The 13,193-nt window shown below is 47.9% G+C and carries 12 protein-coding genes; 2 read left to right on the top strand and 10 right to left on the bottom strand.

The features are described 5' to 3' along the window. Positions 1-34: 34 nt before the first annotated feature. Positions 35-1,924, bottom strand: coding sequence for a S8 family peptidase (locus BLV66_RS02310; RefSeq protein ID WP_086984956.1), 1,890 nt, complete (start codon positions 1,922-1,924; stop codon positions 35-37). Between the two features lie 302 nt (positions 1,925-2,226). On the opposite strand from BLV66_RS02310, the gene BLV66_RS02305 reads away from it, so the two are divergent. Beyond that, entirely contained in the window at positions 2,227-2,502 is a 276-nt protein-coding gene (locus BLV66_RS02305; protein ID WP_086984958.1) for a GNAT family N-acetyltransferase, read from the top strand. A 164-nt stretch (positions 2,503-2,666) separates the two neighbouring features. On the opposite strand, the gene BLV66_RS02300 is transcribed toward BLV66_RS02305, so the two are convergent. The 8 genes from BLV66_RS02300 to BLV66_RS02265 form a co-directional block, all read right to left on the bottom strand. Further along, a complete protein-coding gene (locus tag BLV66_RS02300; protein WP_086984961.1) occupies positions 2,667-3,434 on the bottom strand; it encodes a SagB/ThcOx family dehydrogenase in 768 nt (255 codons plus the stop codon). Positions 3,435-3,538: 104 nt separating this feature from the next. Next, positions 3,539-3,754 carry a helix-turn-helix domain-containing protein gene (locus BLV66_RS02295; RefSeq protein WP_086984963.1) on the bottom strand — a complete coding sequence of 72 codons (216 nt, stop codon included), beginning with the start codon at positions 3,752-3,754 and terminating at the stop codon, positions 3,539-3,541. A 10-nt stretch (positions 3,755-3,764) separates the two neighbouring features. Continuing rightward, entirely contained in the window at positions 3,765-4,244 is a 480-nt protein-coding gene (locus BLV66_RS02290; protein ID WP_086984965.1) for a DUF2975 domain-containing protein, read from the bottom strand. Positions 4,245-4,417: 173 nt separating this feature from the next. Next, positions 4,418-5,254: a Cof-type HAD-IIB family hydrolase gene (locus BLV66_RS02285; protein ID WP_086984967.1), complete on the bottom strand. Its 837-nt coding sequence runs from the start codon at positions 5,252-5,254 to the stop codon at positions 4,418-4,420. A gap of 23 nt (positions 5,255-5,277) precedes the next feature. Continuing rightward, positions 5,278-5,661 (bottom strand): VOC family protein, encoded by a 384-nt coding sequence (locus BLV66_RS02280; RefSeq protein ID WP_086984969.1) that lies wholly within the window; start codon positions 5,659-5,661, stop codon positions 5,278-5,280. A 309-nt stretch (positions 5,662-5,970) separates the two neighbouring features. After that, positions 5,971-6,855, bottom strand: a complete 885-nt coding sequence (locus tag BLV66_RS02275; RefSeq protein WP_086984971.1) for a hypothetical protein — start codon at positions 6,853-6,855, stop codon at positions 5,971-5,973. A 109-nt stretch (positions 6,856-6,964) separates the two neighbouring features. Further along, positions 6,965-8,920, bottom strand: a complete 1,956-nt coding sequence (locus tag BLV66_RS02270) for an NAD(+) synthase (protein WP_086984973.1) — start codon at positions 8,918-8,920, stop codon at positions 6,965-6,967. 345 nt (positions 8,921-9,265) lie between these two features. Further along, positions 9,266-9,520 (bottom strand): hypothetical protein, encoded by a 255-nt coding sequence (locus tag BLV66_RS02265; protein WP_086984975.1) that lies wholly within the window; start codon positions 9,518-9,520, stop codon positions 9,266-9,268. 183 nt (positions 9,521-9,703) lie between these two features. Between BLV66_RS02265 and BLV66_RS02260 the strand changes: the two genes are divergently transcribed. Beyond that, entirely contained in the window at positions 9,704-11,428 is a 1,725-nt protein-coding gene (locus BLV66_RS02260; RefSeq protein WP_086984977.1) for an ABC transporter ATP-binding protein, read from the top strand. 81 nt (positions 11,429-11,509) lie between these two features. Here BLV66_RS02260 and BLV66_RS02255 read toward each other — a convergent pair whose 3' ends face one another. Continuing rightward, positions 11,510-13,051, bottom strand: a complete 1,542-nt coding sequence (locus BLV66_RS02255; protein ID WP_086984979.1) for a flavocytochrome c — start codon at positions 13,049-13,051, stop codon at positions 11,510-11,512. Positions 13,052-13,193: the final 142 nt, after the last annotated feature.

Below are 13,193 nucleotides of genomic sequence, written 5' to 3'. Positions count from 1 at the left end.
AGCTATTCCCCATCAAGGATAGCAGGACGCTCTATCATTTCGTTATCGAATTTATCGTCTGGCCGCTAAGCGTACAGTCAGCATCGCCTATAACCACACTATCGACAACAAATGTGAAAGTTTGTTGTTCGATCGACTGGATCACTTTTTCAGATGTAAATGATACCGTCCCGCTTTTTCCGGTGTTACCAGAATTGAGGCCTGATGTTGCTTCTTCCCAGTGGCCAGTAACAGTTGCATCGGCTACTTGTGATCCGGCTTCCATGACCTTCACTTTAGCTGTAGTCCAAATCTGATTTATTTTGTTTATTTTTCTGGTAGTGGCGCTCATCTCGACAACCACATCCACAGTCCTTGTAGCTGCAGGTGCAACATTTATCGTCACTATTCCGGTTGCAGCACCGCCCGCGCTGTCTTTCACTTCATAGGTAAAGGCATCCGCGCCTGTGAAGTCTATGTTCGGAGTATAGGAGATATCTGGTCCTGCCCCACTGACTGTTCCGTTTGCCGGAGCTGATGCAATCGTATAGGTCAGCGGATCGCCGTCTGGATCTGCAGCGATGAGCGTGATAGCTACAGAAGTATTTTGTGTTGTCTCAACCACCTGGTTATACGCGACAGGGGGCTTATTGGTAACCGGCACAATACCCAGCGCTGAGGAAGCGTCCACTAATCCGTAACCGTATTGGTTATCCCTCCCAGAATCCCCTAAATCCAAAGCCGTCTGATTCATTTTGTTGCGGACTGCCTCCGCGGTATAGCTCGGATCAGCTGCCATCAGCAAAGCTGCGACGCCTGCGACATGAGGTGAAGCCATTGAGGTTCCGTTTGCTTCAATGAAGTACTCGCCTGCGTAACCTGCGAACGAAAACGGCTGCGGGCCCGCAATGTTGAGACCGTCTTTCCATGTCGACAGAATGGATACCCCAGGCGCAGCTATTTCAACGTCCGATCCCGTACTGGAAAAACTGGCCCGCTGATTGGTTTTGTCGAGAGCCGCAACGGCCACCACTGATTCATAATTAGCAGGGTAACTGACATTATTGCCATTGCCCGCAGCGCGCCCGTCGTTGCCTGCTGAGCCTATGTGCAGAACCCCGGAGCTGGCTAACACATCAAATGCTGCCCCAAGCTGGGACGAATTGGATCCGGTGCCGTAGCTATTGTTTGTGATGCGAATAGGTGAATCAGGATGCGCAGCATTGTAATTCTGAATCCACTGCAAGGCTTCGATGATCCTGCTTGCGGTACCTTCCCCATTTTCATCCAGAACTCTGAGTGCCACCATCTGAGCGTCTGGCGCAACGCCGACAACCCCAAATCCGTTGCTCGCTGCAGCAAGTATCCCTGCTACATGCGTGCCATGCCCATAAACGTCCTCCGGGAAAAGATCATCCGAAACAAAATCGTAGCCTAATTCATTTGCGGAAAAGTCAAAGTTATCCCGCAGGTCGAAGTGATTGAAATTCACTCCGGAGTCCAAAACGGCGACCTTGATCCCTTCGCCGGAATACCCGGATGCAAGAGCTGCATCGGCATTGATGTGATCGGCGCCCCAACTGTTTCCAAGCTCGTTTTCTGCCGAATATTCGAGTGCCTGCACGGTATAATCCAATTCGACTACTTCCACTTGAGGATTATTTTTCAGTGCTTCGATGGCTTTCGCCGGAAGCCTTCCGGATATTGCAGGAATGATGGTGAAAACATTGCTGACGTCACCACCCAGGCCCTTAAATGCATGCAATTCCGCCTGACCCGGTTTGTCTTTAAATCTTACAATGACATCCTGAAAATCTGCCGAGTTGTTCGGGGTTGCTTCTGCTTGGACTGGTGATTCGGCTGCCATCGCCTCAGTAGTTATGGATGCATGGCTAAAAATGAACAAAGATGTGAATAAGACTGCATAAAATCTTTTCGAAACCATATTATTTCCCCTTTCTTGATAAAAAAATCGACCATGGATGGTCGGTTACGCCACGGATTTGGAAATACTGAAAAGAGCCTTGTTCAACTTGATTTCGAGCGACTATAACATTTAATTTTCGTTACAATATTCTTAGATTGTATACCGTTTCATTGATGATTTACAAGAAGAACTTTCCTTTCGTCGAAACTATCTTTTCAATGCTAATCGCTTGACTGGTATTAACCGCAAGAATAATATGAAATAGAAACCGAATATTTGTTGTCAGGAATACACCGAAAAAATAAAAAGGAGATTATACTATGAACTTTGATAGCGTAGAATTACGTTTCTACAAAAACGACGAAAACGAAAATTTGATCTGCGAAATCACCTATTCTTTTTCAGACAGTAGCATGATCATCATCGACCGTACTTTTGTGAATGACGATTATCGTGGCCAGGGAATTGCCGCGAAACTGGTTAAACGCGTGGCGGAAATGGCCAGGGAGGAAAACAAAAAAATCATCCCTCGCTGCCCTTTCCCCAAGGGTATTCTCGAAAGAAACAGCTCCCTTTATGCTGATGTAATGTGCTAAGACTTTCCCCGCGAAAGCCCATTTAGCGGGGTAAAATGTCCAAGGGCAACACGAGATACCCCGTCAAGATGCTTTTCGCGGTTTTTCTCACTGTGTTCGGAACGGAAAAAGCCCGCCAAAATGCTTTTGGCGGGCTTTTTCTGAGCATACATTCAATTTCTTTGCTATTTCTTCTCCACTTTCTTGCCGACAGCCGCCAGGAAAATCGTGAATTCTTCTTCTCCGTCCAAATGTAGCAGCTCGTCGACCATGTCCTGGTCGTAGATGCCCAATGCGCAAGTGCCGGCATCGATCGATTCGCTCGTCAGGTACAAGTTTTCCATGACTGCACCGATGTCAATCAGGATTTTTTTGTGGGCGGTGATGTCATACTTCCACTCGGAACGGTAAGGGATGCAGCTCCAAGAGAAGATGACCGAAGCGCGTTTGGCGAAGTTCGGCACGAATGGTTGATCAAGCGTCATTTTATCGACCTGTTCATCGATGTCGTTGACTTCGCTCAGGTACAATAGTTTATGGCAATCCGCCAAATAGCGGTACACGCCCTTCTTCAACCCATCCACATTGAGGATGAACAGATAGGTCTCAAACGAATGCGTCCCTCCGCTGCACGGGACCGTGCGGAAGGTGATGCCCGATCGGTTGGTGCCCGTGATGGCTTGCGTACTCCACAACAGGTAGGAGAGTTCATCTATCGTGAGCGCATCCTTCGCATAGTGGCGGACGCTTCTTCTTTCCTTGATGATTTCGTAGATGTTTTCCTTCTTCACAACCCCGCCATCGATGGCAGGCAAGTCCACGATTTCCGCATCGGCATCGTAGGCTTTGACGTTGGGCGGTTGCGGAATCCCCTTTTGTTTATCCGTTTCGATCGTGCTGAATGTTTTGAAATCCGATTTCAGAAAATTGCGTTGTTCTTCATATCTGGCCATGGTAAACCTCCGTTTTTTTACTATTTTACCACGGATTGTGAATGTTCGCACTATGTCGAACTAAGGGTTTCCCCTGTATTTTTGATCATGTCGGCGCAGTACTGCTATTCCTCTTCATCGTCCCGATATTCCAGAATATCACCAGGCTGACAGTCCAACGCCTTGCAGATGGCTTCCAAAGTCGAGAAGCGGATCGCCTTCGCTTTCCCGGTTTTCAGGATGGAGAGATTGGCCATCGTGATGCCGACGTGCTGCGACAGTTCGGTCACACTCATTTTTCGTTTTGCCAACATGACGTCTATATTGATGATTATTGCCATTTTGCACACCTCATATCGTATAGTCGTTTTCTTGCTTGATTGCGATCGCATTTTGCAGGAGTTTTTGAAGGACAGCGGCAAATACGGCAATCACCATGCAGGCAAAAATGACGATCAAGCCAATCAGGACAATACCGGGAGCGTCATCCATATCACCCATCATAAAAATGAGCGGCATAAACAGGATGAACAGCCCGCCGATCGCAGCTGCACAGAGTTTGATGTTCTTCAGGACTTGCACCGTCAAATCGGAAAACGCCAAGTCCTTATCGATGTAGCCCAGCAGTTTAAAGACTTGGTACAGAGCGACGAAATAGATGCCAGCAGATGCGTACAGTCCGATCATAAATGGATATTGCAAATAAGTAAGACTTGGGACCAGTTCGACCAGGAAAGCCGCAATTTCCGGGATGATAAAAATGCATAGCGCCACCACCGGAAGTCCCATCAGAACGACGACCGCCTTCAAAAAGAATGTTTCTCGTTTCATGTTTACAACACCTCGTTTGGATTTGTTAATGCTAGTTTAGTCTATTATTTATCGTTTAACAATAATTATTTATTCTTTTAAACAATTCTTAACTAACGTGCTCCACTTTATGGTCGCCAAAAAAGCCAGACCGCCCAAAGGATGCGGCCTGGCTTTTTCAGCTTATTCTGTTCTCACAAGTATCTTTCCAGCATATGGGCGATGCCGTCTTCATTGTTGGATAAGGTGATTTCGTTCGCGTTTGCTTTCAGGGCGTCGTTCGCATTGCCCATCGCGACCCCGACCCCTGCGTAGGCGACGATGGAAGCGTCGTTCTGCCCATCCCCGAATGAGATGACCTGCTCGGCATTGATTCCCAATGGCTGCAGGGTTTTGTCCAAAGCAAAAGCCTTATCGATGCCTTTGTCGGCAATCTCGAAATAGAACGGCGCCGAGAAAAAGCCGTTGATCCTTCCTTCAAACGGCTGCATGATTTCCTCCCAGTTCTGCGCCAAGTAGTCCGGCTCCCCGGCGATGAGGATCTTATGCAGCGGGAAATCTACAAAGTCCGCCAGATGCTCCACTTCGCACAACTTAAAGTCACCGCTACGGGACTCGTATTCGATGATGTTCCGCAAGCCGTGCGGCGGTGCGGTGATCATGCAATCATACACATTGTTCACGTACATGTAGTCCTTATGCGCAATCATCGGTTTGACCTCGAATTTCTCCAAGTGCGTCAACAGCGCTGCGCCTATTTCTTCTGAGATGCTTTGGCTGAACAGCATCTCATCCGTTGCACAATCCGTCACGCAGGCCCCGTTATTGGAAAGCAGCAGGCCATGATAGTGTTCCATCTTCAGTTCTTTTGAAAATTTCAGCATCGCGGGCAACGGCCTGCCGGATGCCAGCACAAGTTTCACTCCGGCCTCCTGAGCCCGCAATAATGACTCTCTCGTCTTTGGCGTGATTTCTTTCTGGTCATTCAACAATGTGCCGTCGATATCCAAAACGATCGCTTTCAGATCCATTCAATTCACCTCATATCTCATTGTCAAATCGTGATTTCGATTCTGTTTCCTTCCGGATCGCCGATGACGGATTCATAATAGCCGTCGCCGGTCACTCTGCATGGGCTCAACAAAGGATAGCCTGCATCCACCAACTTTTGCGTCAATGCGTCCACAATCTCTTTGCTGCCTACTGCGATTGCCAGATGCGCAAAGCCTAATATTTCATTTGTATGGGAGCCTTTGATTACATCTTGGCGATGCATAATTTCCAATCTGGCACCATCCGCGAAGGACAAGAAATAGGATTGGAATCCCGATTTCTGATTATGATACTTTTCACCTGCTGTAGCCTTGAAGAAATCACAGTAGAATGCTTTCATTTTTTCCAAATCCGCAGTCCAAAGACCGATATGTTCTATTTTCATCTGAATACCTCCTTGATAATTAACGTTAGTATATGCCATTCATCCAAAAATGACAGGCGAAACGCTTATGTTGAAATAAATTTGTCTAGACTATTGGACCCGGAATCAAATGAGTGAAACAATCCTCTCAAAATCACTGATTGCCTGCTAAATGAAACATTCCTGAACGTCTTGGATCAGAAATCTGAAAACAGCAAAAAAGCTTGCCTCAATGAGAGACAGTCCCTGTGGAAGTGTATTGCGGGAAAAAGGCCAAAATCCCTAGTGCAGGATTTTGGCCTAAATTCAAAAGTGACATCTCTGGCTGCCTTATCGTTGTTGCAATATTCTCATGAACCGGATTTCGAAATAGGCAGCGAACACTGCCAAAACCACAAAAATGCCAATTTTTGTGATCAGGACCGGCAAAGGAATCGCTATTCCTGCCGCAACTTGGAACACCGTCTGGACAGGCAACATTATCCCCATGACCATGCAGATGATCAGCAAAATCGAAAGAAGCATATAGCCCAGTCCCTCCCTCTTGCGCAGGAGAAATAAACAGCTGAATGCCAGTGGGCTGATGATGCCCATGTCCAAAACATAGGTTGGTTCCGTAGTATAGACCTCGATCATCGCCAAGGAACGGCCGGCCAGCAAGGCGCTGATGATATCGGGCAGCCAGGCAATGAGAAGTGCGATACCCGTCACCACCAGGAAAGTATAAATCCCCTTATACGGGAGTACGTTCGTGATGGACTTTTCCAACTCTGAATAATCCATGCCGCTCATCGCAATGATCAAGGCAAAGAGCGATGATGAAAAAAGGGCGGTATATACCAAGTGGAGAGAATTATAGGTCACGCCAAACACAATGCTTGAAGCATAGTAGAGGAATAGAGCTATCATGGAGGTCAGTAGGATTCGTCGCTTCACAGTCTTCTTTTTCAAGTCCAACAGCGTTGCTGCAGCCAGCATCGGGACCCCCACCAAAAGAATAGTTAAGTCAGTCCCTTTGAAGATGGGTACCCTGAAAAAAGAATCGTGGGCATAGATGCCATCCCCGTACATTTTGACGCTATCGCCATACTGGTTGATGATGTCGAAAGGCGCTCCGCCTGTTGTATAGAAAAACCCCGTGGCAGTAGACACCACACTTAAAATGATGATCAAGAATGAGAGGATATGCAGAACGTTGACATTATTATTTTTCATCGGATTCACTGATTTCCTTTCCAATAATTCTGCTTATAGAATAGGTTTCAGCCTTTCGCGTCTTCTTTGTATCTCCGGATCCAGAGACGGTCAGCATAGTCCTATTATGTTACACCATCCGCTCCAATTCACTCAGCCAAAGTTCATAGCTGGCATCACTCGGCATGCGCCAATCACCTCGGGGGGAAAGACTGACCGAACCTACTTTCACGCCGTCCGGCATGCAGGAGCGTTTGAATTGTTGGGTGAAGAAACGTTTGTAGAACACCCGCAGTTGATTGATGATCGTTTGCCTATCGCTGTCCTCAAAGGCGTGCTCAGCCAGGAAAATGATCTTGGCGGGGCTGAAGCCGAACCGCAGGACATAGTAAAGGAAAAAGTCGTGCAGATCATAGGAGCCGATAGCCTTTTCCGTCATCTGCTGGATGTTCCCGGCCTCATCCAGCGGAAGCAATTCGGGACTGATCGGCGTATTGAGGATATCTTCCAGTACCTTTTTGATATTGGGCTCAGCCGATTCCGCAAACCATGCTACTAAATATTTAACCAAGGTCTTTGGTATGCTGGCGTTGACGCCGTACATGCTCATATGATCACCATTATACGTGCACCAACCCAATGCCAACTCCGACAAATCGCCCGTACCGACCACCAGTCCAGCTTCCTGGTTGGCGATATCCATTAAAATTTGGGTCCGCTCCCTCGCTTGGAGATTCTCGTAGGTGCTATCCTTTTCATTTGGATCATGGCCGATATCCTCCATGTGCTGGATGCAGGCGTCCCGGATGGATATGTCTTTAGTCGTGATCCCCAACGCCTGCATCAGTGATGCGGCATTAGCGTAGGTGCGATTGGATGTCCCGAATCCCGGCATGGTGACCCCGATGATATCTTTGGCTGGGCGCTGAAGCTGCTTATACGCATGATAGGTCACCAGAAGGGCTAAGGTGGAATCGAGGCCACCGGAAATCCCCAACACCGCCTTCTTGATGCCTGTCTTATTCAAACGTTGGGCCAATCCGGTTGCTTGAATGGTGAATATGTCGGAACACGACTGCTCACGAGTCTGTTTTTCTGACGGGACAAAAGGTTTAGGGTCAACCTTGCGGCGAAAGTCAGTCGTTTCATTTTCCGCTTCCAGATCTGCTGCCGCGTGATGCAGCTGGAAAATGACGGTTTGATAGTCATGGCGTTCCACATTGCCCATGAAGGAATTGATTTTTCTGCGGTCATTCATGAGACGCTCGATATCGATATCCTGAATGAGCAGGGTTTCCTGTAGGCTCATCCTGTCTTCTTGCAGCAAGGTTCCGTTTTCTGCGATGATGGCATGCCCGCCAAAAACCAGATCGGTGGTAGACTCGCTGGAGCCAGACGAGGCGTATAGATATGCTGCGATACATTTCGCGGACTGCCCCGCCACCAGACTTTTTCGGTAGGCTGCCTTGCCCACCACTTCATTGCTGGCCGATAGGTTGAGGAGCAGGTTGGCCCCGTACAGCGTATGGTTGGAACTGGGCGGAATCGGAACCCATAGATCTTCGCAAATTTCCACACCGATCACCAACTCCGAACCGGCATCTTTGAACAACAGATTCTCGCAAAACGGGACCTCCTGCCCGCAGAGGCTGATTTTGTCGGAAATGCGGTGAATGGATGAAGAAAACCAACGTTTCTCATAAAATTCATTGTAGTTAGGGATAAAGGTTTTGGGGACGATGCCTAATATTCTGCCTTTGAAGAAAACGACAGCACAATTGAACAGTTGATTGTCTGCCCGCACAGGCATCCCTGCCGCAATCACCATTTCAAGAGATTTTGTCCCCTGCAGCAATTCCGTCAACTCTTTCTCGGCCGCCTCTAGCAACAGACGCTGATGGAACAAATCCCCGCTGCTGTAGCCCGTGATACTGAGTTCAGGGAACAGAAGCACGTTGACCTTTTGAGAAGCGGCTTTAAAGCTTAAATCCAATATTTGCCGACAATTGAACGTTGGATCCGCAACCTGAAGCTTTGGAACGGCTACTCCTGCCCGGATAAAACCGAGCTCGTTTAACGTAATCACAAATAATCCACTCCTTTTCCAAAAGAAACCCGCAAATCAACAAGCGCTCTCATTTGCAAGTCACAGCCACACAAACGACATCAAGTCATTTTGCGGCCATTCCATATTATTTTCTTCTTGGCACAGTTTGGACGATCTGACGGATTTCAACACCTTTTAACTTTTCCTCTTTGCTCAAATTGTATCACACCGAAAGAGTCAACCGTTACTGCAGCGCCCGACATTCTCCGCTTTACGAATCCTTTACTCAAAAACCGTTAATTAGCTTCGGTCAGCGCATCCTTTGTATTTAAGAACATCGGTTGTAAGGGTTATATTGGAAAGGATGGCTATCAGCCCCAGATCTCAAAAACGGTTGATGATGTCGAAACCGAGCTGTTCGCGATCCGGACCCAAAACCTGATCTGCTATTTTCCGGATAACTGCAATCTGACCTACTCCTCCGAGGAGATCCGCATGATTCCGATTGAAGGGTCCTTCCATACTTTCGAAATCGACCTGGGTTATTAATCCGCCATTGCCAAGCCGGCCGCCCAAGCCTTGATCCGCTCGATCAAAGCGTATTATTCGATTTCTAAAATAGCCATTCGCTTTTCGCATTGAAGTTTGTTCCTCATTTCACATATCATGAAGATAGATAAAAAATAGTGGACTTATCTGGATAAAATTATTATTGACTGGTGTGGACGGAAACCTTGGAAATCAAGCGTAAGGAGCGTATCAATACCTCATTCCGGTAATCTATGTTATAACTATATTCGAATGATTTTAGAGGAGGCACTCATGCTTAAACGTTTTTTCGGCTATTATAAACCCTACAAGCATCTGTTTATGCTTGATTTTTGTTGCGCTATTTTGGCGGCTGTCCTGGAACTTTCTTTCCCGGTCGTCGTCAACAGCGTCATTGATTCCATTTTGCCTTCCGGGCAGTGGAATTTGATTCTCTTGGTTTCGCTGGGCCTGTTGGTTTTGTACATCGTCAACACAGCGATGCAGTATATCGTCGTCTATTTTGGGCACGTGCTGGGCGCCAACATCGAAACCGATATGCGCCGGGAACTGTATGGTCACATGCAGAAGCAGCCTTTCAGTTACTATGATGACCAGCAGACCGGCAAATTGATGTCGCGGCTGACGACGGATCTTTTCGAAATATCCGAAGTAGCGCATCACGGCCCTGAAGATATCTTCATCACCATCATCACCTTGTTGGGATCTTTCCTGTTGATGCTGCAGATCCATGTGCCATTGGCAATCGCCACTTTCGTCATGATTCCCTTCATTACGATTGCGCTAGTCTTTTTCAACAAGAAAATGACGAAGATCAACACCCGCATTTTTGAAGAGCTGGGGGAATTCAGCGCGGGGATTGAAGCATCAGTCAGCGGCATCCGGGTCGTGCAGGCATTCGCGAACGAAGCTTATGAAGCCAAACGGTTCGAAGGATTGAACCAGGCTTATCGCCGTTCCAAAATTGCCTTCTATAAAATGATGGGCATCAGTTCTTCCTATAACTATCTGTTGATCCGGTTGATAAACCTGTTCGCGCTGTTCTTCGGAGCCTACTACACGATCCAGGGCCAGCTTTCCTACGGGGAGTTCGTCGGTTTCATCCTCTTGTCCAACATCTTTGTGCGTCCGATCGAGAAAGTGAACACGATGATCGAAAGTTACCCGAAAGGCATCGCCGGCTTCAGACGTTTCACCGAAGAGTTGGACCGCACGCCGGATATTCTGGATAAACCCGGTGCCATCGAAGTGAACCATCTGAATGGAGACATCGTCTACAATAAGGTGTCGTTCGGCTATGACGGTTCCAAAAAAGTGTTGGACGAGATCAATCTGCAGATTAAGGCTGGCGAAACAGTCGCTTTCGTCGGTCCGAGCGGCGCGGGGAAAACGACCTTGTGCAACCTCCTACCCCGCTTTTACGAAGCAACGGATGGGACCATCACTGTCGACGGCATCAACATCCAGGATCTGACACTGCGGTCCTTGCGCAACCAGATCGGCGTCGTGCAGCAGGATGTCTTCCTCTTCCCGGGGACAGTCAGGGAAAACATCGCTTACGGGAAATTGGATGCTACCGATGCCGAAATCGCCCAAGCAGCCCAGATGGCCAATCTCGACAAGGTCATCGCGGAGATGCCGCTTGGATTCGACACGATGATCGGAGAACGCGGCGTCAAATTGTCCGGTGGGCAAAAGCAGCGGCTTTCGATTGCGCGCATGTTCCTGAAAAATCCGCCGATCCTGATTTTGGATGAGGCGACTTCCGCGCTGGATACCGAGACCGAACAAGTCATCCAGGAATCGTTGGATAACCTGTCGAAAGGCCGGACGACTCTGATCATCGCCCACCGTTTGACGACTATCAAGCATGCCGACAGGATCATCGTCGTCGATGAACAAGGGATTTCCGAACAAGGCTCGCACAAGGAATTGCTGGCTCAGGACGGCACCTACCGCCGTCTCTACGAGGCCCAGTTCTTGGGAATCGACCAGTGATCCTCAAAAGTAATTAAAGAAAAAACAAGAACGGCAACCCAGCGATTGGGTTGCCGTTCTTGTTTTTTGTCGGTGAATCATTTATTCCTTAGATTGGACGTAGCTGGCTGATTGATTCCCTGCTTGGCGTCCGAATACGATGATGTCCGCTACAGCATTTCCGCCGATACGGTTGCTGCCGTGTACGCCTCCGGTAACTTCGCCGGCAGCGTAAAGGCCTTCGATGACAGTGCCTTCCGTGCTGATGACTTGTGCGTTGGCGTTGATCTTCAATCCGCCCATTGTATGGTGGATTCCAGGTGCGATTTGGATTGCGTAGTATGGTGCGGCTGCTAATGGGTTAACCATACCTGTTGTACGGTTGAATGCGCCATCCACTTGGGAAGCGACCGTTTCGTTCCATGTCGTCAACGTTTGCGCCAATGTTGCGCCGTCAATTCCCAATTGACCTGCCAAAGCCTCGATTGTTTCATCCGATTGGACAAAGCCTTTTTCGATGTACGTGTTGACTGCTTTCACACGGTCCTTCACGCCTGCATCAAAAATCAGGTAAGCATAGCCTTCTTCCAAAGCATTGATTGCTGCCGATACAGTGTCACGGGTTTCCAATTCATTGATGAAACGTTCGCCTTGTTGATTCACAAGGATAGCGCCTTCGCCGCGGATCGCTTCAGTGATCAGGTATGAAGATTCCTGATGCACGGTCGGGTGGATCTGGATTTGATCCATGTCCACGACAGCGGCTCCGATAGCTTGCGCCATTTTGATGCCGTCGCCTGTCGAGCCTGGTTGGTTGGTGGTCACATAGCCTTCGAGTTGCGGTGCAAGTTCCGTGACCATATCAAAATCGGCACCGAATCCGCCGGTTGCGATGATGACCGCATCAGAGGAAACCGTGATTTCACCTTCGTTATTGAAATCGACTTTTACTCCGCTAGCTTTATCGTCAGTCATGATGACTTCCTTTACATCCGAATTCACGAACAATGGAATCTCGCGTTCCATGACATTTGCGTACAAACCTTTAACCAAGTATTGCCCGACTGCTGAACCATCGGATGGACGATGCGTGCGGTTTACGCTCATGCCGCCTGTAACGGTGATGTTATTCAAAGTGATACCCATTGTATCCAACCAATCGATGGCGGACGCGGAATTGTCGACAAGATAGTGCAGTAATTCGGGATCGTTTGTGCCCTTCCCGCCAGCCAATGTTTCTTCATAAAATAATTCATTTGAGTCTGCGATGCCTTGTTCCGCTTGAAATTTCGTTGCGGATGCGTTCATGCCTGCGGAAGACTTCATTGTATTTCCACCGTGGACTGGCATTTTTTCGAAGATGACCGGATTTAGACCGGCATCCTTCGCTGAAATAGCCGCCGTCAAACCGGCGCCACCAGAGCCGATGATGATGACATCATAACTTTTCTTCAGTTCTTCCGGATCCGTATAGGTAACCTCTGATGCGCCCGTCACAGCCTCCACTGATTCAGAACTTGCAGCAATCGATTCCTTACTTTCAACAGCAACACTTGAATCCGCTGTGCTATCCGTGTTCGCTCCACAACCGGATAACAACATAAACATACTTAAAGCAGATATTAGGCCAATTCTCTTTTTCATTATTACTCCCCCAATTCTTTTACTTACTTTTATATTGTATTTTTTTATCATGATTTGTACAGGTATAATTTAATAAAGATGTCTTTATAACAAGATTTATATTTGTATTCGATACGGCTCATTGGAAACTTTTATATTTTTC

The sequence above is a fragment of the Trichococcus collinsii genome (genome assembly GCF_900107505.1).
Classification (GTDB): domain Bacteria; phylum Bacillota; class Bacilli; order Lactobacillales; family Aerococcaceae; genus Trichococcus; species Trichococcus collinsii.
Note: the sequence above shows the minus strand (reverse complement) of the source record. Positions and strands in the feature narration are given on the sequence as shown.